At 71.0% G+C, this 20894-nt stretch carries 22 protein-coding genes; 20 read left to right on the top strand and 2 right to left on the bottom strand.

Features of this window, described 5'->3' with window-relative positions; genetic code table 11:
* Positions 1-2 precede the first annotated feature (2 nt).
* From cobN to cobJ, 5 genes are read left to right on the top strand one after another with little or no spacing between them, the layout of a single operon-like run.
* Complete coding sequence (gene cobN, locus E3U26_RS09695) at positions 3-3173, top strand: cobaltochelatase subunit CobN (protein ID WP_243783548.1); 3171 nt, start codon at positions 3-5, stop codon at positions 3171-3173.
* Positions 3170-4333 carry a ferredoxin-like domain-containing protein gene (locus E3U26_RS09690; RefSeq protein WP_116223091.1) on the top strand — a complete coding sequence of 388 codons (1164 nt, stop codon included), beginning with the start codon at positions 3170-3172 and terminating at the stop codon, positions 4331-4333. The genes cobN and E3U26_RS09690 overlap by 4 nt, the downstream gene beginning before the upstream one ends.
* A 54-nt stretch (positions 4334-4387) precedes the next feature.
* A complete protein-coding gene (locus tag E3U26_RS09685) occupies positions 4388-5017 on the top strand; it encodes a precorrin-8X methylmutase (protein WP_243783547.1) in 630 nt (209 codons plus the stop codon).
* Positions 5018-5019: 2 nt separating this feature from the next.
* Positions 5020-5781 (top strand): precorrin-2 C(20)-methyltransferase, encoded by a 762-nt coding sequence (locus tag E3U26_RS09680; RefSeq protein WP_243783546.1) that lies wholly within the window; start codon positions 5020-5022, stop codon positions 5779-5781.
* Positions 5778-6506, top strand: a complete 729-nt coding sequence (gene cobJ / locus E3U26_RS09675; protein WP_243783545.1) for a precorrin-3B C(17)-methyltransferase — start codon at positions 5778-5780, stop codon at positions 6504-6506. Before E3U26_RS09680 ends, cobJ begins: the two co-directional genes overlap by 4 nt.
* On the opposite strand, the gene E3U26_RS09670 is transcribed toward cobJ, so the two are convergent.
* Complete coding sequence (locus tag E3U26_RS09670; RefSeq protein WP_243783544.1) at positions 6482-7219, bottom strand: cobalt-precorrin-6A reductase; 738 nt, start codon at positions 7217-7219, stop codon at positions 6482-6484. The genes cobJ and E3U26_RS09670 overlap by 25 nt on opposite strands.
* On the opposite strand from E3U26_RS09670, the gene cbiE reads away from it, so the two are divergent.
* From cbiE to E3U26_RS09625, 9 genes are all read left to right on the top strand, one after another.
* Positions 7218-8390 (top strand): precorrin-6y C5,15-methyltransferase (decarboxylating) subunit CbiE, encoded by a 1173-nt coding sequence (gene cbiE / locus E3U26_RS09665; protein WP_243783543.1) that lies wholly within the window; start codon positions 7218-7220, stop codon positions 8388-8390. The two genes, E3U26_RS09670 and cbiE, sit on opposite strands and share 2 nt — an antisense overlap.
* Positions 8387-8737 carry a cobalamin biosynthesis protein gene (locus E3U26_RS09660; protein WP_243783542.1) on the top strand — a complete coding sequence of 117 codons (351 nt, stop codon included), beginning with the start codon at positions 8387-8389 and terminating at the stop codon, positions 8735-8737. The genes cbiE and E3U26_RS09660 overlap by 4 nt, the downstream gene beginning before the upstream one ends.
* On the top strand, positions 8734-9507 hold the full coding sequence (gene cobM, locus E3U26_RS09655) for a precorrin-4 C(11)-methyltransferase (protein WP_243783541.1): 774 nt from the start codon (positions 8734-8736) through the stop codon (positions 9505-9507). The genes E3U26_RS09660 and cobM overlap by 4 nt, the downstream gene beginning before the upstream one ends.
* Entirely contained in the window at positions 9504-10793 is a 1290-nt protein-coding gene (locus E3U26_RS09650; protein ID WP_243783540.1) for a cobyrinic acid a,c-diamide synthase CobB, read from the top strand. The genes cobM and E3U26_RS09650 overlap by 4 nt, the downstream gene beginning before the upstream one ends.
* On the top strand, positions 10790-11539 hold the full coding sequence (cobF, locus tag E3U26_RS09645; protein WP_243783539.1) for a precorrin-6A synthase (deacetylating): 750 nt from the start codon (positions 10790-10792) through the stop codon (positions 11537-11539). Before E3U26_RS09650 ends, cobF begins: the two co-directional genes overlap by 4 nt.
* Positions 11524-11832, top strand: coding sequence for a DUF1636 family protein (locus E3U26_RS09640; protein WP_276241690.1), 309 nt, complete (start codon positions 11524-11526; stop codon positions 11830-11832). Before cobF ends, E3U26_RS09640 begins: the two co-directional genes overlap by 16 nt.
* A 369-nt stretch (positions 11833-12201) precedes the next feature.
* Complete coding sequence (locus tag E3U26_RS09635; protein WP_072461125.1) at positions 12202-12657, top strand: c-type cytochrome; 456 nt, start codon at positions 12202-12204, stop codon at positions 12655-12657.
* On the top strand, positions 12657-13238 hold the full coding sequence (locus tag E3U26_RS09630) for a cytochrome b/b6 domain-containing protein (protein WP_243783537.1): 582 nt from the start codon (positions 12657-12659) through the stop codon (positions 13236-13238). Before E3U26_RS09635 ends, E3U26_RS09630 begins: the two co-directional genes overlap by 1 nt.
* Positions 13239-13339: 101 nt before the next feature.
* Positions 13340-13498, top strand: coding sequence for a hypothetical protein (locus E3U26_RS09625; RefSeq protein WP_157034061.1), 159 nt, complete (start codon positions 13340-13342; stop codon positions 13496-13498).
* Positions 13499-13528: 30 nt separating this feature from the next.
* On the opposite strand, the gene parC is transcribed toward E3U26_RS09625, so the two are convergent.
* The gene (gene parC / locus E3U26_RS09620) at positions 13529-15772 is read right to left on the bottom strand and encodes a DNA topoisomerase IV subunit A (RefSeq protein WP_243783721.1); all 2244 of its coding nucleotides are present in this window, start codon (positions 15770-15772) and stop codon (positions 13529-13531) included.
* A 103-nt stretch (positions 15773-15875) separates the two neighbouring features.
* Between parC and E3U26_RS09615 the strand changes: the two genes are divergently transcribed.
* From E3U26_RS09615 to E3U26_RS09590, 6 genes are all read left to right on the top strand, one after another.
* Positions 15876-16694: an SDR family NAD(P)-dependent oxidoreductase gene (locus tag E3U26_RS09615; RefSeq protein ID WP_114534993.1), complete on the top strand. Its 819-nt coding sequence runs from the start codon at positions 15876-15878 to the stop codon at positions 16692-16694.
* 24 nt (positions 16695-16718) lie between these two features.
* Positions 16719-16919, top strand: coding sequence for a twin transmembrane helix small protein (locus tag E3U26_RS09610; protein WP_036752134.1), 201 nt, complete (start codon positions 16719-16721; stop codon positions 16917-16919).
* Positions 16919-17491, top strand: a complete 573-nt coding sequence (locus tag E3U26_RS09605) for a cob(I)yrinic acid a,c-diamide adenosyltransferase (RefSeq protein ID WP_036752137.1) — start codon at positions 16919-16921, stop codon at positions 17489-17491. Before E3U26_RS09610 ends, E3U26_RS09605 begins: the two co-directional genes overlap by 1 nt.
* Before the next feature lie 120 nt (positions 17492-17611).
* Positions 17612-18370 carry an electron transfer flavoprotein subunit beta/FixA family protein gene (locus tag E3U26_RS09600; RefSeq protein WP_499104764.1) on the top strand — a complete coding sequence of 253 codons (759 nt, stop codon included), beginning with the start codon at positions 17612-17614 and terminating at the stop codon, positions 18368-18370.
* The gene (locus E3U26_RS09595; protein WP_499104763.1) at positions 18370-19296 is read left to right on the top strand and encodes an electron transfer flavoprotein subunit alpha/FixB family protein; all 927 of its coding nucleotides are present in this window, start codon (positions 18370-18372) and stop codon (positions 19294-19296) included. Before E3U26_RS09600 ends, E3U26_RS09595 begins: the two co-directional genes overlap by 1 nt.
* Positions 19297-19946: 650 nt before the next feature.
* Positions 19947-20822, top strand: a complete 876-nt coding sequence (locus tag E3U26_RS09590) for a 3-hydroxybutyryl-CoA dehydrogenase (RefSeq protein WP_276242718.1) — start codon at positions 19947-19949, stop codon at positions 20820-20822.
* The last annotated feature ends 72 nt before the right edge of the window (positions 20823-20894 follow it).

Below are 20894 nucleotides of genomic sequence, written 5' to 3'. Positions count from 1 at the left end.
CGATGCATGTCGTCTTCCGCGAAAGCCGTGGGCTGGAAGAGACCGAGGTTCCGACCGACCCCGGCCAAGGCCCCGCCGACCTGGTCGTGCTGTCCTATTCCGACAGCGACCTCGGCGCTTTCGCGGCGGGCTGGCATCGCGCTGCCGGGGGGCTGCCTTCGCTGCGGCTGTGCAACCTCTCGGCGCTGCGGCACCCGGTCTCGGTCGATCAGTATTGCGAGGCAACGCTTTCCGGCGCCCGCGCCGTGCTGGTCCGGCTGATCGGCGGCGAGCCCTATTGGCATTACGGCGTCGCCAGCCTTCAGGATCTGGCCCGCCGCCGCGGGATCGCCCTGGCCTTCCTGCCGGCGGACGGGCGTCCCGACCCGACGCTGGAGCGGTTTTCCACCCTGCCGCTGCCGCTGCTGCATCGGCTGGCGGCGCTTTGCGACCAGGGCGGCGCGGTCGCGGCGCAGATGGCGCTGGCGGAACTGGCCGGGGCCGCCGGCCTGCCCGCCGCCCCGGTCCAGGGGCAGGCCACGATCCCTGACTTCGGCTTCTACGATCCCGACCGCGGCGTCATCGACCGCCCCCGGCCCGACCCCGAACCCGGCGTGCTGGTCAGCTTCTATCGCAGCTACCTGACCGCGGCGGACCTTGCGCCGGTGGATGCGATGATCCGCGCCCTGCGCACGGCCGGCTTTGCCGCGACCGGGGTCTTTGCGCCCTCGCTGAAGGCGCCGGGCTTTGCCGACTGGCTGGCGCCGCACCTGCCCGGCCTTGTCGCGGTGGTGAACCTGACCGCCTTTTCCGCCCGCGACGATGCCGGCGCCACGCCCTTCGACGGCACGGATTGCCCGGTCTTTCAGGTGGCGCTGTCCACCGCGCCCCGCGCCCTCTGGGCGGCCGAGGACCGCGGGCTTTCCGCCGCCGACCTGGCGATGCATGTCGTGCTGCCCGAGGTGGACGGCCGCATATTCCTGGGCGCGATCAGCTTCAAGGAACCGCAAGAGCGCGACCCCGACCTGCAATTCGCCCGCGTGATCCATGCCCCCGACCCGGACCGCATCGACGCGGCGGTGGCGCGGATCACCGCCTGGCACCGGCTGCGGCAGGCGACACGCCGCGCGGTGGTGCTGTCCACCTATCCCGGCAAGACGCATCAGCTGGCCCATGCGGTCGGACTGGACGCGCTGGCCTCCTGCGGCGCGATCCTCGGGCTTTCCCATGACGACCTGGGCCGGCGGCTGACCGCCGAGCGCATCCACTGGCCGCTCTCGGACTACCGCCGGGCGCTGGCCCGCCTGCCGCAACGCCTGCGCGACGACCTCGCCGCCGCATGGGGCGAGCCCCCCGACGGCTTCCGCTTCGCCGCCCTCCGCCACGGCGCCGACCTGATCGCCCTGCAACCCGAACGCGGCGAGGCAAAGACCCGCGCCGACGACTACCACGACCTGACGCGCACCCCGCGCCATGAATATGTCGCCTTCTACCTGTGGCTGCGCACGCAGGCGGACGTGCTGATCCACATGGGCGCGCATGGCACGCTGGAATGGCTGCCCGGCAAGTCGGTTGCCCTGTCGGACGAATGCTGGCCCGAGGCGCTGCTGGCCGACCTGCCCGTGGTCTATCCCTTCATCGTCAACGATCCGGGCGAGGCCGCGCAGGCCAAGCGCCGGCTTTCCGCCGTGACGCTGGGCCACCTGCCGCCGCCGCTGGCGGATTCCGCGGTGCCCGAGAACCTCGCGCATCTGGAACGGCTGCTCGACGAATATTCCACCGCCGACGGGCTGGACCCGCGCCGCCGCGACCGGCTGATCGCGGCGATCCGCGACGAGGCCCGCGCCGCCGGGGTGGAAACCGACCTGGGCCTGCCCCCCGACGCCGCGGCGGCCGAGGCGATCCCGCTGATCGACCGCTTCCTCTGCGATCTCAAGGACAGCCGCTTCGGCGACGGGCTGCATGTCTATGGCACCGGCCCCTGCGGCGCGGCCGAACGCGAAGGGCTGGCGCGCGCGCTGGCCGGCCAGCGGGTCGCCCCCGGCCCCTCGGGCTCGCCGGCGCGGGGGCGGCAGGACGTGCTGCCGACCGGGCGCAACCTTTTCACCGTCGATCCCCGCGCCGTGCCCTCGCGCAATGCCCATGCCCAGGGGGTGAAACTGGCCGAGGAACTGCTGCGCCGCCACCTGCAGGACCATGGCGACTGGCCCCGCGGCCTGGTCGTGGACCTCTGGGGCAGCGCCACCATGCGCACGGCGGGCGAGGAATTCGCCATGGCGCTGCATCTCGCCGGCCTCAGCCCGCGCTGGGACGGCGCCTCGGGCCGGGTCGCGGGCATCGAGATCCTGCCCCTGGCCGAGCTTGGCCGGCCGCGGATCGACGTGACGCTGCGGGTCTCGGGCCTGTTTCGCGACATCTTCCCCGGCCTCGCCCAGCTTTTCGAGACCGGGGCCGAGGCGCTGGCGGCCCGCGACGAAACCCCAACCGACAACCCCTATCGCAACCGCGCGCCCCGCGTCTTCGGCCCCAGGCCCGGCCTTTACGGCCTCGGCATCGCCGACCTGGCCGAGAGCTTCACCGACGAGGCGCGGCAGGCGGCGGGCGAGGCCTGGCTGGCCGCCTCCTCCCATGCCATCGCCGCCGATGGCCGGATCACCCACCAGCCGCAGGCGATCCGCGACCGCTTGGCCCAGGCCGATGCCTTCGTCCATGCGCAGGACCTGCCGGAATCCGACCTGCTGCTGGCCGGCGACTATGCCGCGCATGAGGCGGGCTTCGCCGCTGCCATGGCGCGGATCGGCGCCGCGCGGCCGGCGCTCTACCACCTCGACGCCACCCGCCCGGACCAGCCGCGGGCCCGGACCCTGGCCGAGGAAATCGCCCGCGTCACCCGCGCCCGCGCCGCCAATCCGGCCTGGGCCGACGGCATGATGCGGCACGGCTTTCGCGGCGCGGCCGAGATCGCGGCGACGCTGGACCACATGGCCGCCTTCGCCAACCTGGCCGGCGTGGTGCCCGGCCATCTCTTCGACCTCTATCACGACGCCACGCTGGGCCGGCCCGAGGTCCTGGCCTTCATGGAACGCGAAAACCCCGCCGCGCTCGCCGCCATGCGCGCGCTTTTCGCGCGGCTGCTCGAATCGGGCCTCTGGGTCAGCCGCCGCAACTCGGTCCTGGCGGAGCTGGCGCCATGAGCTTCGCCGTCAAGGGCTGGTGCCCCGGCGCGCTGCGGCCGATGCAATCGGGCGACGGGCTGGTGCTGCGCATCCGGGCGCGGAACGGCCGGCTGGAACCGGACCAGGCACGGCTGATCGCGGCACTCTCGGCCCGGCACGGCAACGGGCTGATGGACCTGACCAGCCGCGCCAACCTGCAACTGCGCGGGCTGGACCCTTCCGGCCATGCGGCGACCGTCGCCGCCCTGGCCGGCATCGGCCTGATCGACGACGACCCAGAATCCGAGGCACGGCGCAACGTGATCCTGTCGCCCTTCGCCCCGATGGGCGGCCCGGCCTGGCAACTGGCCGAGGCCATCGCCCAGGCGATGACCGCGCCCGATGCGCCGCAGGTGCCCGGCAAGTTCGGCTTTGCCGTCGATGCCGACCCGCCGGTGCTGGCCGACACGCCCGCGGACATCAGGCTGCGCCCGCAGGGCCCAGGCTGGCTGATCCTGCCGGACGGCGCCGACTGGGCGCTCAAGGCCGATAACACCGCCCAGGCCGCCACCCGCGCCATCGCCCTGGCGCATTGGTTCATGCAAGGCGGCGTGCAGGACGGCCGCGGGCGGATGCGCGACCACCTGCGCCGCGCCCCCGCCCCGCCCCATGGCGCGACCCCGCTGCCGTCTTCTCTGTTGCCCAAATACCCATGCGACAGCGCCACCGGAACCGCCGGCGCCCATCCGCCCGACCCCGGCCCGGCACCGAACGGCTGGCTGCTGGGCTTCGCCTTCGGCCAGATCACGCCGGCGCAGCTGGCCGCCGCCGCCGCGATCGGCCCCTTGCGCCTGACCCCCTGGCGCGCGCTGCTGATCGAAGGCGCGGCCCGCCCGCGGATCAAGGGCGCGATCCTCGACCCCCACGACCCGCTCCTGCGCATCCATGCCTGCACCGGCGCGCCCGGCTGCCCGCAGGCTTTGGCCGATGTCCGCGCCCTGGCCCGCAGCCTCGCCCCGCGCCTTGCCCCCGGCCAAAGCCTGCATGTCAGCGGCTGCGCCAAGGGCTGCGCGCATCGGGGCGCGGCCTCGGTCACGCTGGTCGCCACCGCGCCCGACCGCTTCGACCTGATCCGGGACGGCGGCACCCGCGATCCCGCCGCGCAGGGCGGGCTTGCGCCGCATCGCATCCCGCTCTGACCTTGCCCAATGCCCGCTTGCATGAGATAGCCGCGAAAATCCCAGGGAACCCCGATGCTGCACCAATACGAAACCGACGGCGCCCGGATCTACGCGCAGTCCTTCGCCACCATCCGGGCCGAGGCCGACCTCGCCCGCTTCACCGCCGAAGAGGAGCCCGTCGTCGTGCGCATGATCCATGCCGCCGGGCTGGTGGGGCTGGAGCGCGACGTGGCATTCTCGCCCGGCATGGCCGCGGCGGCGCGCCAGGCGCTGGAAGGCGGCGCGCCGATCCTCTGCGACGCGCGCATGGTCAGCGAGGGCATCACCCGCGCCCGCCTGCCCGCCGAAAACCGGGTCATCTGCACGCTGCAAGACCCGCGCGTGCCGGACCTCGCCGCCCGGATGGGCAACACCCGCAGCGCCGCGGCGCTGGAGCTGTGGCGCGACGACCTGGATGGCGCCGTGGTCGCCATCGGCAATGCGCCGACGGCGCTGTTCCACCTGCTCAACATGCTCCGCGATCCGGCCTGCCCGCGCCCGGCCGCGATCATCGGCTGCCCGGTGGGCTTCGTCGGCGCGGCGGAATCCAAGGCCGCGCTGATGGACGACCTGCCGGCGCCGGCGCTGATCGTGCGCGGGCGGCTGGGCGGCTCGGCCATCACCGTCGCCGCCGTCAACGCGCTGGCCAGCCGAAAGGAATAGCCATGGGCCCCCGAACCGGAAAGATCATCTGCGCGGGCCTCGGTCCCGGCGATCCCGACCTGATTTCGGTCCGCGCCGACCGCGCCATCCGCGGCGCGCGGCAGATCGCCTATTTCCGCAAGAAGGGCCGCGCCGGCCAGGCCCGCCGCATCGTGGCAGGGATGCTGGCCCCGGACGTGGTCGAACATGCGATGGAATATCCGGTCACGACCGAGATCCCCTTCGACAGCCCGGAATACAACCGGCTGCTTTCGGGTTTCTACGACGACTGGACCGCGCGGCTGGCCGCCCTGGCCGCCGACAGCGACGTGGTGGTGCTGTGCGAGGGCGACCCGCTGTTCTACGGCTCGTTCATGCATCTGCATGCCCGGCTGCAAGGCATCGTCACGGTCGAGATCATCCCCGGCATCCCCGGCATGACCGGCTGCTGGAACGCCATCGGCCAGCCGATGACCTGGGGCGACGATGCGATGACGGTGCTGATGGGCACCCTGCCCGAGGCGGAACTGGCCCGCCACATGCGCGCCGCCGATGCGGTGGTGGTGATGAAGACCGGCCGCAACCTGCCCAAGATCGCCCGCGCGCTGGCCGCGGCCGGCCGCATGGCCGATGCCTGGCTGGTCGAGCGCGGCACCATGCCCAACCAGCGCGTGACGCGGCTGGCGCAGGCCGACCTGGACGCCTGCCCCTATTTCGCCACCGTGCTGGTGCATGGCAACGGCCGCCGCCCGCTGTCCGATTCTGCGGCGGATGCGGCGGAATGAGCGGCTGGGTCGCGGTGGCGGGCCTGGGGCCGGGCGCGGACGATCTCGTCACGCCCGAGGTCCGGGCGGCGCTGGCCCAGGCCACCGACATCGTGGGCTATATCCCCTATGTCGCCCGCGTCGCCCCGCGCGCGGGTCTGGCGCTGCACCCCTCGGACAACCGGGTCGAGCTGGAGCGCGCCCGCTTCGCGCTGGACCTGGCGGCGGAGGGCAAGCGGGTCGTGGTGGTCTCCTCGGGCGATCCGGGGGTCTTTGCCATGGCCTCGGCGCTGTTCGAGGCGCTGGAGGGGCGCGGGGACGCCCCCGAGATCCGCATCCTGCCCGGCATCACCGCCATGCTGGCCGCCAGCGCCCGGCTGGGCGCGCCGCTGGGCCATGACTTCTGCGCCATCAACCTGTCGGACAATCTCAAGCCCTGGGCGCTGATCGAAAAGCGCCTGCGGCTGGCGGCCGAGGCGGATTTCGCCATGGCCTTCTACAACCCGCGCTCCAAGGCCCGGCCCGAGGGGTTCGCCCGCGTGCTGGAGATCCTGCGCGAGGCTTGCGGGCCGGACCGGCTGATCTGCTTCGCCCGCGCCGTCTCGACCCCGGACGAGGCGATCCGCACCGTCACCCTGGCCGAGGCCCGCCCCGAGATGGCCGACATGCGCACCGTCGTCATCCTGGGCAACAGCGCCACCCGCCGGGTCGGCCCCTGGGTCTATACGCCGCGATCCGTGCCATGAAGCCAGGCCATCACCTCGGCCGGCGTGGCGACGACGCGGCGCAGCGGCAGCACGGGACGGTCGATCATCACCACCGGCAGGCCCAGCGCGCGGGCGGCAGCCAGCTTGGCCTGGGCGGCCTGGCCCCCGGCATTCTTGGCGACGACATGGGCGATGGCGTGGCGCCGCATCAGCGCGATGTCGCCCGCGACGGTGAACGGCCCGCGCGAGACGATCAGCGTGGCGTCGCGCAAGGGATGCGCCGCCACCTCGGCGAAACGCAGCATCCAGACATGGTTCAGCCCGACGAAGGGCTGCAGGTTCTGCCGCCCGATGGCCAGGAACACCGCCGAGCCGTCGCCCGGCAGCGCGCGGGCGGCGGCCTCGTAATCGGCGACGCGGGTCCAGCGGTCGCCCGGCTCGGCCACCCAGGGCGGCCGCTCCAGCGCGATCAGCGCCGTGCCGGTCGCGCAGCAGGCGGCGACGGCATTGCGGCTCATGCCCTCGGCAAAGGGATGGGTGGCGTCGATGACATGGCTGATGCGCTCGGCCCGCAGATGGTCGGCCAGCCCCTCGGGCCCGCCGAAGCCGCCGATGCGCGTGGGCAGGGGCTGCGCCACCGGGTTGGCGGTGCGGCCGGCATAGGAATAGACCGCATCCAGGCCGGCCTCGGCCAGCGCGCGGGCCATGGCCCCCGCCTCGGTGGTGCCGCCCAGCAAAAGGATGCGCGTCATGCCTGAACCCTGGCTTTCCATCATCGGTATCCAGGAAGATGGCCTTGCCGGCCTGCCGCCTGCAAGCCGCGATGCGCTGGATCGGGCGGAAATCGTCTTCGGCGCGCCGCGGCACCTGGACCTGGCGGGGATCGCGGGGCCGCGGGGCCGGGAATGGCCGGTGCCCTTCGACCTGGCCCCGCTGCTGGCCCTGCGCGGGCAAGGCGTGGCGGCGCTGGTCTCGGGCGATCCGTTCTGGCACGGCGCCGGCGGCAGCATCGCCGCCGTTCTGGACCCCGGCGAATGGCGGGCCTTTCCCGCGCCCGGCACGTTTCCGCTGGCCGCGGCACGGCTGGGCTGGCGGCTGGAAGAGGTCGCCTGCCTTGGCCTGCACGCCGCACCCCTGGCCCGGCTGCGCCCGGTGATGGCGCGCGGCGCGCGGGCGATCTGCCTGCTGCGCGACGGCGCCGCCCCGGCCGCCCTGGCGGAGTGGCTGGTGGCACAGGGGCTGGGCGCGACGCGCATGGTGGTGCTGGAGGCGCTTGGCGGCCCGCGCGAACGCATCCGGCAGGCCCGCGCCCAGGGCTTCGCGCTGGACTGCGCCGCCCCGGTCGCGGTGGCGCTGGACGGGACGGACCTGCCGCCGGGCGCCGGCCTGCCGCGCGGCTTCGGCCTGCCCGACGACAGTTTCGCCCATGACGGCCAGATCACCCGCCGCAGCGTCCGGGCGATGACGCTGGCGGCGCTTGGCCCGCGGGGGGGCGAGATGCTGTGGGACATCGGCGGCGGCTCGGGCTCGGTCAGCGTCGAGTGGTGCCTGAACGGCGGCCGCGCCGTGACCGTCGAGCCCCGCGCCGACCGCATCGCCAATATCGCCGCGAATATCGAGGGCTTCGGGCTGGCCGGCCGGATGCGTGCCCTGCACGGCAGCGCGCCCGAGGCGCTGGCGGGCCTGCCGCCGCCCGACGCGATCTTCGTCGGCGGCGGCGCTTCGGCCACGCTGATCGACGCCCTGCCCCCGGCCCGGCTGGTGGTGAACGCGGTGACGCTGGAGACCGAGGCGCTGCTGATCGCCCTTCACGCCGCGCGTGGTGGCAGCCTGACCCGCATCGCGCTGGAGGAAGCCGCGCCGCTGGGCCGGATGCGCGGCTGGACCCCGGCGCGCAGCGTCACGCAATGGAGCTGGCCATGAGGGTCGCGGGCATCGGCTTTCGGCAGGCGGCAAGCCTCGCCTCGCTCAGCGACGCCTTGGCCCGCGCCGGCGCGGCGGATGCCCTGGCAACCAGCCCGGCCAAGGCGGATGCGCCGGTGATGCGGGCGCTGGCCGCCCGGACCGGCCTGCCGCTGCTGGCGGTCGAGGTCGCCGGCATCGCCACCCCCACGCAATCGCCGCGCATCCTGGCGCGGCTTGGCACCGGCTCGCTGGCCGAGGCGGCGGCGCTGGCTGCGCTTGGCCCCGGCGCGCGCATCGTCGCGCCGCGCGTGACATCGCAAGACGGCATGGCCACCGCCGCCGTCGCAGAAGGAGACCCCGCATGACCGTCCATTTCATCGGCGCCGGCCCCGGTGCGGCCGACCTCATCACCCTGCGCGGCCGCGACCTGATCGCCGCCTGCCCGGTCTGCCTTTACGCCGGCTCGCTGGTGCCCGAAGCGCTGCTGAGCCATTGCCCGCCCGGCGCGCGGATCGTGAACACCGCGCCCATGGACCTGGACCAGATCATCGCCGAGATCGCCGCCGCGCATCAGGCGGGCCAGGACGTGGCGCGGCTGCATTCGGGCGACCTGTCGGTCTGGTCGGCCATGGGCGAGCAATTGCGGCGGCTGCGCGACCTTGGCATCCCCTATGACGTGACGCCGGGCGTTCCCTCGTTCGCCGCCGCCGCCGCGGCGCTGGGGGCGGAACTGACCCTGCCCGGCGTCGCGCAATCGGTGGTGCTGACCCGGACCTCGGGCCGCGCCTCATCGATGCCCGCGGGCGAGACCCTGGCCAATTTCGCCGCCACCGGCGCCACGCTGGCCATCCACCTGTCGGTGCATGTGCTGGACCGCGTGCAGGCGGAACTGGTGCCGCATTACGGCGAGGGTTGCCCGGTCGCAGTGGTGTTCCGCGCCAGCTGGCCCGACCAGCGCATCATTCGCGCCACGCTGGGCACGCTGGACCCCGCCATCGGCGCGGGCGAGCGCACGGCGCTGATTCTGGTCGGCCCGGCGCTGGCGGCCGAGGGCTTCGACGAAAGCCGGCTCTATGCCGGCGATTACGACCGCCGCTTTCGCCCCGTCGGCACCGCGCCGAGGTTCCCCGAATGAAGGGCCTTGTCGTCAGCGCCCCCGCCTCGGGGTCCGGCAAGACCACGGTCACGCTGGGGCTGATCGCGGCCTTGCGGGCGCGCGGTTTGGTGGTGCAGCCCTTCAAGAGCGGGCCGGACTATATCGACCCCGCCTTTCACCGCGCAGCGGCGGGGCGCGAATCCTATAACCTCGACAGCTGGGCCATGGGCCGGGCGCAGATCGCGCATCTGATCGGCACGGCCGGAGGGGCGGATATCGCGCTGGCCGAGGGCTCGATGGGGCTGTTCGACGGCGTGGCGCATGCGGGCGGCTGCGGCAATGGCGCCAGCGCCGACATCGCCGCGCTGACCGGCTGGCCGGTGGTGCTGGTCATGGATTGCAAGGGGCAGGCGCAATCCGCCGGCGCCGTGGCGCTGGGGTTTCGCGAGATGCGCCGCGACGTGCATCTCGCGGGGGTGGTGCTGAACCGCGTCGCCTCGCCCCGCCACGAAGCCTTGATGCGGCACGCGCTGGACGCACTGGCCATCCCCGTGCTGGGCGTGCTGCCGCGCGAAGCCGGGATCGAACTGCCCGAGCGGCACCTGGGCCTGGTGCAGGCACAGGAACATGCGACGCTTGGGGCGCTGCTGGCGGCCGCGGGCGCGGCGGCGGCGCGGCACCTGGACCTGGACGCCATCATCGCCGCCGCCGCGGGCGGTATCGCGGCCGAGCCGTTTCGCCCGCTGCCACCGCCGGCCGAGCGCATCGCGTTGGCGCAGGATGATGCGTTTTCCTTTGTCTATCCGCATCTCATTGCCGGCTGGCGGGGGGCGGGGGCGACGATCCTGCCGTTTTCACCGCTGGCCGACCAGGCGCCGGACGACAGCGCCGGGGCCTGCTGGCTGCCCGGCGGCTATCCCGAACTGCATGCGGGCCGGCTGGCCGCGGCCGGCCGCTTTCGCCAGGGGCTGCGCCGCTTTGCCGAGACGCGGCCGGTGCATGGCGAATGCGGCGGCTACATGGCCATGGGCGCCGGGCTGGTCGATGCCCAGGGCACCCGGCACGAAATGGCCGGGCTGCTGGGGCTTGAGACCAGCTACGAGCGGCGCCGGATGCACCTGGGCTATCGCCGGGCCGAGCCGCTGGCCGGGCTCTATGCGCAGCCGCTGGCCGGGCACGAGTTCCACTATGCCACCATCCTGGCCCAGCCCGACGCACCGCTGGCCCGCGTCACTGACGCCAATGGCGATGCGGTGCCCGAGACCGGCTCGCGCCGCGGCCATGCCACCGGCACCTTCTTCCACCTGATCGGAGAGGCGCCATGATCGAGCTTGCGCTGATCGGCATCGGCACCGGCAGCCCCGGCCACCTGACGCGCGAGGGCGTGGCCGCCATGGCCGATGCCGACCTGATCCTGATCCCCTCGAAGGGCGAGGACAAGGCCGACCTGGCCGAGCTGCGCCAGGCGCTTTGCCGGCAGGTGCTGGTCAGCCCGCCGCCGCTGGCCGTCTTTGACATGCCCGCGCGCGACGTCTCGGACGGCTACCGCCAGGGCGTCGAGGCCTGGCACGACGCCATCGCCGCGCGCTGGGAACAGGTGATCCGCGCCCATGGCGCCATCCGCCCGGCGCTGCTGGTCTGGGGCGACCCCTCGCTTTACGACAGCACGCTGCGCATCGCGGAACGGGTGGCGCGGCGCCTGCCCTTGAACCTGCGGGTGATCCCCGGCATCACCGCGATCCAGGCGCTTTGCGCCGCCCATGCCATTCCGCTGAACGCGGTGGCGGCGCCGGTGCTGATCACCACCGGCCGGCAGATCCGCGACCTTGGCTGGCCCGAGGCCGTGGACCGGCTGGTCGTCATGCTGGACGGGGAATGCTCGTTCCAAAGCCTGGATGCCCAGGGGCTGCATATCTGGTGGGGCGCATTCCTGGGCATGCGCGAGCAGATCCTGATCTCCGGGCCGCTGCCCGAGGTCGCGGGCCGCATCCTGGAAACCCGCGCCCGCGCGCGGGCCGAGCATGGCTGGATCATGGACGTCTATCTGCTGGACCGATGCCGGTCACGGTGACCCTGCCGCCGGGCGCTGATGCCGATGCGCTGGCCGAGGCATTGCGCACGCTTGGCCCCGACATCGCGCTGCGCCGCGCCGCGCTGCGGGCCCGCGATGCCCGGCCGGCGCTGATGGCGCTGCAGGCGCCGGGGCGCGGCGCCTATCTGTTCCACGACCTGCGCCCCGCGGATGCGGGCGACATCGCGGCGACGATCCGCGCCTATCTGGCGGCGCCGGATGGCTGGATCATGGACGCCCGGCCCTGCGGGCGGCTGCGGCATTGCCTGAAGCTGCGCATCCCGGCGGGCTGAAAAAGCCGCCGCCCATGCCCGCGCGGAGGGAGGAGACGCGGCATGGACGGCGGTCGCTCATGAAGCACCCCGTGCGGCGCGGGGTAACGGGATAATGCCCCGTCCATTTCAGCCTGCACCCGGCGCGCGGCAGGGCGCAAGCGCCGCAGCCCCGCGCAAACGCGATGAGAGCGGTTTTGCCCAAATCCTGACCACCCGCACCGTCGGGCGGTGAAAAAACCACGGTTCCGCGAACGGAAAACCCCGCCGAACCAGAGAGTTTTCACGAAAATGGCATCGCCGGATGCGTTGGCAGGCGGGACGGGCTGTGCAACTCTGAGGCGGCGCGAACCCGATTGCAGCCCTATGCCACATGAAAGGAACGACGACATGCGCCTGATTCTCACTGCCGCCGCCCTTGCTGCGGTTCCGCTGGCCAGCCTGGCCCAGGACGACCCGGTCAAGCAGGCCATCGAGGCCCGCCACGGCTTTTACCAGATGCTGGCCATCAACATGGGCACGCTTTCGGGCATGGCCAAGGGCGACCTGGCCTATGACGAGACCGCGGCCAGCCGCGCCGCCGCCAATATCGAGGCGCTGGTGCAATACGACCTGCCGAGCCTGTTCATCGAAGGCAGCAGCTCGTCCGAGGCCCAGGACAGCGCGGCCAAGCCCGACATCTGGTCCAACCCCGAGGATTTCCGCACCAAGTTCGCCGGGCTGGGCGAGGCGGCGACCGGCGCCTCGGATGCCGTCCGGGGCGGCGCGGGGGATGTCGGCGCGGTGGTGCAGAAGCTGGGCGGCGCCTGCAAGGCCTGCCACGACAATTATCGCGAAAAGAGCTGATGAAAGGCCCGGTGCGCGAGGTCCGGCTGTGGGATCCGCTGCTGCGCGCATTCCACTGGCTGCTGGCCTTTTTCGTCATCGCGGCCTGGGGCCTGGGCCAGTTCGGCCCGGCCAGGATGACGCTGCATTTCTGGTGCGGCTATGTCGTGGCGGGCCTGCTGGTCTTTCGCCTGGTCTGGGGCTTCGTCGGTCCGGCCCCGGCGCGGTTCTCGCATTTCGTCCGCGGGCCGGGGGCCGTCGCCGGCTATATGCGCGGCCTGATGCTGCGCGAGCCCAGCTATTGGCCGGGGCACAACCCGATGGGCGCGCTGTCGGTGATCTCCATGCTGGCGGTGCTGGCGGCGCAGGTCAGCAGCGGGCTGATCTCGGACCCCGACGACTATATCAACGTGGGGCCCTTGGCCTCTTACGTCAGCGGGGCCACGCGGTCCAAGGCGGTAGGCTGGCACAACCTGGGCGCCAACCTGATCCTGGTCCTGGTGCTGCTGCATGTCGCGGTGATCCTGTTCTATCGCTACTGGAAGCGCGAGGATCTGGTGCGGCCGATGATTACCGGCCGCAAACAGGTTCGTGAAGACTGAGGCAGCGGAATTGATCGAATCGCCCCCGCATGTCAGGCTGAAAGCGTGTCGAGGCCTGCGCTCAGGCCTGTCCGGCATGCCTGAACCGCACGAAGGAGCCGATGATGATCAGCAAGACCGTCGCCCTCGCGCTGGCTTTCTCGATGGCCGCCATTCCCGCGCTTGCGGATTGCCCCGGCCACAAGAAGGTCTCCAGCGACCAAACGGCGGCGACCACGCCGACCGAAAGCCCGGCCCCCGCGCCGAGCGTGAACAGCTAGCGTAAAGGGCGGGACCAGACCCGCCCTTTTTCAATTGAACCTGTTGTCGCGCGGAAAGCCGCGCGGCGCCATATAGCCTGCGCCCGCCCGCTTGCCGAGCCATTCGGACAGGTCCGGTTCGCTGCGCGTCCGGCCCCCGGTTTCCTGCCAGCGCAGCCCTTCGGCCAGGGTGATGCAGACCGCGTCCGACAGTCCGCCGTCCTTGTATTTCTGCAAGCGCACGCCCTTGCCGCGGGCCATTTCCGGCAGTTCGGACAGGGGAAACACCAGCAGCTTGCGGTTCTGCCCCACCACCGCGACATGGTCGCCGGTCACGCGGCGGCAGAGCAACGCCTCGCCGTTCAGCACCTGCTTGCCGGCGCGGGTCTGCGCCAGCATGTCGCTGGCCGCCACGATAAACCCGTCCCCGGCCTTCGAGGCGACCAGGTAGCGCTCGCCCTCGCGCCAGGGAAAGAGGTCGATCACCGCGGCATCGTTGGGCAGGTCGATCATCAGCCGCAGGGGCTCGCCCATGCCGCGCCCGCCGGGCAGGTTGTTCGCCGGCAGGGTATAGAAGCGGCCGTTGGCGGCAAAGACCATCAGCTTGTCGGTGGTCTCGGCATGGATCGCCATGAAGGGGCCGTCGCCATCCTTGAACTTGACCTCGGCGTCCAGCGGCTGGTGGCCCTTCATGGCGCGGATCCAGCCCATCTTCGACAGGATCACGGTGATCGGCTCGCGCTCGATCATGGCGTCCAGGTCGATCTCGGCCACCTCGCCCGCTTCGCCGATCTCGGTGCGGCGCTGGCCGCCGGGGGCGGATTTGCCGAATTTCGCCCGCGTTTCGCGCAACTCCTCGGCAATCTTCGCCCATTGCGCGCCCTCGTCGGCCAGCATGGCGGCCAGGCCCTCGCGCTCGCGGGTCAGGTTCTCGTGCTCGGCGCGCAGCTCGATTTCCTCAAGCCGGCGCAACGCACGCAGGCGCATGTTCAGGATCGCCTCGACCTGCACCTCGGACAGCTTGAACTCGGCGATCATCACCGCCTTGGGGTCGTCCTCGTGCCGGATGATCTCGATCACCCGGTCGAGGTTCAGGAAGGCGATCATGTAGCCCTCCAGCACCTCGAGCCGCGCGGCGATCTTGTCCAGCCGGTGGTTCGAGCGCCGCACCAGCACCTCGCGCCGGTGGTCGAGGAAGGCGCGCAGCACCTCTTTCAGCGAGCAGACCTTGGGCACGCGCCCGTCGATCAGCACGTTCATGTTCAGCCCGAAGCGCACTTCCAGGTCGCTGACGCGGAACAGCGCCGCCATCAGCTGCTCGGGGTCCACGGCGCGGGTGCGCGGCTCCAGCACGATGCGGATGTCCTCGGCCGATTCGTCGCGCACATCGGCCAGAATCGGCACCTTCTTCAGCTGGATCACCTCGGCCAGCCGCTCGATCAGCTTGGATTTCTGCACCTGGTAGGGGATCTCGGTGACGACGACCTGCCACTGGCCGCGGCCCAGATCCTCGACCGACCAGCGCGCCCGCAGCCGCAGGCTGCCGCGGCCGGTCCGGTAGGCCTCGGCGATGGTCTCGCGCGATTCGACCAGCACGCCGCCGGTCGGGAAATCCGGCCCCGGCACGATCGAGACCAGGGTGTCGTCGCGCGCATCCGGCGCCTTGATCAGATGCAGGCAGGCGTCGATCACCTCGTGCAGGTTGTGCGGCGGCACGTTGGTCGCCATGCCGACCGCGATGCCGCTGGCGCCGTTGCACAAAAGGTTCGGGAAGGCGGCGGGCAGCACGATGGGCTCTTCCAGCGTGCCGTCGTAGTTCGGGCGGAAATCGACCGCGTCCTCGGCCAGCCCCTCCATCAGCGCCTCGGCGGCCGCGGTCAGCCGGGCCTCGGTATAGCGGCTGGCGGCGGGGTTGTCGCCGTCGATATTGCCGAAGTTGCCCTGCCCGTCGACCAGCGGATAGCGCATGGCAAAGGGCTGGGCCAGCCGCGCCATGGCGTCGTAGATCGCGGCATCGCCATGCGGGTGATAGTTGCCCATCACGTCGCCGCTGATCTTGGCCGACTTGCGGAAGGCGCCGGTCGGGCTAAGCCGCAATTCGCGCATGGCGTAAAGGATGCGGCGATGCACCGGCTTCAGCCCGTCGCGCGCATCCGGCAGCGCCCGGTTCATGATGGTGGACAGCGCATAGGTCAGGTAACGCTCGCCGATGGCGCGCGACAGCGGCTCGGAGCTGGTCTGATCCGCGCTGGGATCGGGCGGGGTCGGATCGGGAACATTCGGATCGTCGGACATGGCCGATTGAATAGGCCCGCGCGCCGCCCCGGTCCAGCCGGAAATGCGCGGCTTGCGCAAGACCCGGCCATGGCGCAGAACCCCATCCGGCAAGGAGGCGCGCATGAAGACCGTTCTGATCACCGGCTGTTCCTCGGGCATCGGGCTGGACGCGGCGCGGCACATGCGCGGGCGCGGCTGGCGCGTCATCGCCACCTGCCGCAAGCCCGAGGACATCGAGGCCCGCCGCGCCGAGGGTTTCGACACCCTGCCCCTGGAACTGGGCTGCGAGGACAGCGTCGCCCGCTGCGCCGAATCGGCGCTGGCGCTGGGGCGCATCGACGCGCTGGTGAACAACGCCGCCTTCGCGATCCCCGGCGCCGCCGAGGATCTGCCGCGCGGCGCATTGCGGGCGATCTTCGAGGCCAATCTCTTCGGCACCCATGACCTGACCCGCCGGCTGATCCCGCATTTCCGCGCGCATGGCGGGCGGGTGGTGAACATCAGCTCGGTCCTGGGCCTGGTCGGCATCCCCTGGCGCGGCGCCTATGTGGCGACGAAATTCGCGCTCGAGGGGCTGACCGACGTGCTGCGCGTCGAGATGGCCGATACCGGGGTGCGCTTCATCCTGATCGAGCCCGGTCCCATCGGCACGAAGATCCGCCAGAACTCGATCCCGCATTTCGAGCGCTGGATCGACTGGCGGTCCAGCCCGCGGGCCGAGCAATACCGGCGCACGCTCTTGAAGCGCCTCTACGAGCCGGCGGCCAGGAAGGACCGCTTCGAGCTGCCGCCCGCGGCCGTCAGCGCCCGCATCGCCCAGGCGCTGGAAAGCCCGCGCCCGCGGCCGCGCTATTACGTCACCACGCCGACCCATGTCTCGGGCATCGGGCGGCGGCTTCTTTCCACGCGCGCTCTGGACTGGTTCGCGCGCCGCAGCTAGGCTTCGCGCCGAAAGGGCCCGCCCATGCATGACAAACCGCTTTTCTACCTGCTCGCGATCTGCTGCCTTGCCGTGGTGGTGATCCTGGCCACCGGCATCGGCGGCTTCGCCAAGGGCGGCGAATTCAACCGCAAGCACGGCAACCGCATGATGCGCTGGCGCATCATCGCCCAGGCCATCGCCATCGCGGTCTTCCTGCTTTATCTCTGGGTCAGGAGCAGCTGATGGTCGTGCTGAACAAGATCTACACCCGCACCGGCGACAAGGGCGAGACGGCGCTGTCGAACGGCGAGCGCGTGCCCAAGCATTCCCTGCGGGTCGAGGCCTATGGCACGGTGGACGAGCTCAATGCCACGCTGGGCCTGGTGCGACTGCATGCCGCGGGCGAGATCGCGGCGCGCATCGCGGTGATCCAGAACGATCTTTTCGACCTCGGCGCGGACCTCTCGCGCCCGCGCATGGACGAGGATGCCGAGGCGCCCTATCCGGTGCTGCGCATCATCGACGCCCAGGTCGCGCGGCTCGAGGCCGAGATCGACGCGATGAACGCCGGGCTTTCGGCCCTGCGCAGCTTCATCCTGCCGGGCGGCTCGGCGCTGTCGGCGCATCTGCACCTGTCGCGCACCGTGGCGCGGCGGGCCGAGCGCGCCGCCGTGGCGCTGGCGGCGGCCGAGGATGCGAATCCGGCCGCCGTGAAATATCTCAACCGCCTGTCGGACTGGCTGTTCGTGGCGGGGCGCGTCGCCAATGAAAACGGCGCGCAGGATATCCTGTGGGTGCCAGGAGCCAGCCGTTAGCGACAACATGACGGAATGGAAATGTTACGACGCGTTAGGGTCGTTTTTTCCCTGTCATTGCCGCCGATGGCCCGCTAACAAACCCTCCGAAAAGGTGACGCAACCAAAGGGGAGAGGCTGATGAAGATCCTCGTGCCAGTGAAGCGCGTGATCGACTACAACGTGAAGGCCCGTGTGAAGGCGGACGGGTCTGGCGTCGATCTTGCGAATGTGAAGATGTCGATGAACCCGTTCGACGAGATCGCGGTCGAGGAGGCGATCCGGCTGAAGGAAAAGGGCGTGGCCTCCGAGGTCATCGCCGTCTCGATCGGCGTCAAGCAGGCGGCCGAGACGCTGCGCACGGCCTTGGCGATGGGCGCCGACCGGGCCATTCTCGTCACCGCTACGGACGACGTGCAGCAGGACATCGAGCCCTTGGCGGTGGCGAAGATCCTCGCCAAGGTCGCCGAAGCCGAGGGCACCGAGCTGGTCATCGCCGGCAAGCAGGCGATCGACAACGACATGAACGCGACCGGGCAGATGCTGGCGGCGCTGCTGGGCTGGGCGCAGGCGACCTTCGCCTCGAAGCTCGAGATCGACGGGGCCAAGGCCAGGGTGACGCGCGAGGTCGACGGCGGCCTCCAGACCATCGCGGTGGCACTGCCGGCGGTGGTCACCGCCGACCTGCGGCTGAACGAGCCGCGCTACGCCAGCCTTCCGAACATCATGAAGGCGAAGAAGAAGCCCTTGGAGGAAAAGACCGCCGCCGACTACGGCGTCGACGTCGCGCCGCGGCTGGAGGTGGTCTCGGTGCGCGAGCCCGAGGGCCGCAAGGCCGGCATCAAGGTCGGCTCGGTGGACGAGCTGGTCGGCAAGTTGAAGGAAGCGGGGGTGATCTGATGGCTGTTCTGCTGCTTGGGGAAGTGACGAACGGGGTGCTGAACCGCGACGCGACGGCGAAGGCGGTGGGCGCGGTCGGGTCCTTGGGCGAGGTGACGGTGCTCTGCGCCGGCGCCTCGGCCCGCGCCGCGGGCGAGGAGGCGGCGAAGATCGCCGGCGTCGCCAAGGTTCTGGTGGCCGAGGCCCCGCTCTACGGCCACCGCCTGGCCGAGCCGACGGCGGCGCTGATCGTGGGCCTTGCCGGCGATTACGACCACATCGCCGCCCCGGCGACGACGGATGCCAAGAACGTCATGCCGCGCGTGGCGGCGCTTCTGGACGTGATGGTGCTGTCGGACGTCTCGGCGGTGATCGATGCGGATACGTTCGAGCGTCCGATCTATGCTGGCAACGCCATCCAGACCGTGAAGTCGAAGGACGCCAGGAAGGTCTTCACCATCCGCACGGCGAGCTTCGACGCGGCCGGCGAGGGCGGCTCGGCCAGCGTGGCGGAGACCGCCGCCGCCGCCGATCCGGGCCTGTCGGCCTGGGTTGCCGACGAGGTTGCCGAGAGCGACCGCCCCGAGCTGACCTCGGCCAAGCGGGTGGTCTCGGGCGGCCGCGGCCTGGGCTCGAAGGAGAGTTTTGCGATCATCGAGGCGCTTGCCGACAAGCTCGGCGCCGCGGTGGGCGCCTCGCGGGCTGCGGTGGACTCGGGCTATGCGCCGAACGACTGGCAGGTCGGCCAGACCGGCAAGGTGGTGGCGCCCGAGCTTTACGTCGCGGTGGGCATCTCGGGGGCGATCCAGCACCTTGCGGGGATGAAGGACAGCAAGGTGATCGTTGCGATCAACAAGGACGAGGAGGCGCCGATCTTCCAGATCGCCGACTACGGGTTGGTGGGCGACCTGTTCAGCCTGGTGCCGGAACTGACCGGCAAGCTCTGAACTTCTCTGTTCCGCAAATACTCCGGGGGGAGCGCCCCAGCGGCCCCATCGAGGGGCCGCCGGGGCGCGGGGGGCAGAGCCCCCCGCCCCACCCCGCGAAGAATGCGCTGCATCCGAAGTAATCCCGTTGCTCTGGAAGCAGAGCGACAATGGCGACGGCCCGCTCGTTCTTCCATGCGCTGCTCGGCGACCACGGGAACGCTGTTTACGATGATGGACCGAGATCCAACGCTTCAGCAATATCCCAGCTGATCGCTCGCCTTGCCAAGACCAAAAGATGCCCGCAGGCCACCAAAGCGGCGACGCAGCCCCTGGCGACCCCGGCAAGGGATGAGCGCCCGAAAGAACACCCTCGGTTTCATCCGGGCAACCCGTGCCGGGCGTATGAGCATCCTTGCGAAGGCCCCGCCGGGCCCAGGCATCCGGCCAGGCGCTGCCTTTTTCCTGTTCAAGCCGCCAGGCAGGCAGGAAGGGTAACATGAAACTCTCGCTCAACCCGCCGCCATCCTTGGGATCAGGTGCGAGTCGCGGCGCCCATCCCCGCGGCAAGGCTGGAAAGCTGCGCGGCCGCGCGGCCCGGCGGTTTTTGCATTGAACGTCCGGCCCGCTTGCGCCTATCGTCCGGCCTGACCGACGAAAGGATGAGGTTCATGGCGATTCAATCGGTGGGCGTGATCGGCGCCGGGCAGATGGGCAACGGCATCGCGCATGTCTTTGCGCTGGCGGGCTATGACGTGCTGATGACCGACATCTCGCGCGAGGCTCTGGACAAGGCCCTGGCCCAGATCGACCACAATCTGGAACGCCAGGTCAGCCGCGGCAAGGTCTCGGCCGAGGACAAGGCCGCGGCGATGCGGCGCATCGCCACCACCATGACCCTGGCCGATCTGGGCAAGACCGACCTGATCATCGAGGCCGCGACCGAGCGCGAGACCGTCAAGCAGGCGATCTTCGAGGACCTGCTGCCGCATCTGAAGCCCGAGACCATCCTGACCTCGAACACCTCGTCGATCTCGATCACGCGGCTGGCCAGCCGCACCGACCGCCCCGAGCGCTTCATGGGCTTCCACTTCATGAACCCCGTGCCGGTCATGCAGCTGGTCGAGTTGATCCGCGGCATCGCCACCAACGAAGATACCTACAAGGCCCTGGTCGAGGTGGTCGAGAAGATCGGCAAGACCTCGGCCAGCGCCGAGGATTTCCCGGCCTTCATCGTCAACCGCATCCTGATGCCGATGATCAACGAGGCGGTCTATACGCTCTACGAGGGCGTGGGCTCGGTCAAATCCATCGACCAGTCGATGAAGCTGGGGGCCAATCATCCGATGGGGCCGCTGGAACTGGCGGATTTCATCGGGCTGGACACCTGCCTTGCGATCATGAACGTGCTGCACGAGGGGCTGGCGGATACGAAATACCGGCCCTGCCCGCTTCTGGTGAAATATGTCGAGGCGGGCTGGCTGGGCCGCAAGACCGGGCGCGGCTTCTACGATTATTCCGGCGAGGAACCGGTGCCGACGCGCTGAGATCGGGGGCTTTGCCCCCACGCCTCAGGCGCCCCTTGATGGGGCGCATGAGGCGTTCCCCCAGGATATTTC

The organism is Paracoccus ferrooxidans (genome assembly GCF_029909815.1).
GTDB lineage: Bacteria > Pseudomonadota > Alphaproteobacteria > Rhodobacterales > Rhodobacteraceae > Paracoccus > Paracoccus versutus.
Note: the sequence above shows the minus strand (reverse complement) of the source record. Positions and strands in the feature narration are given on the sequence as shown.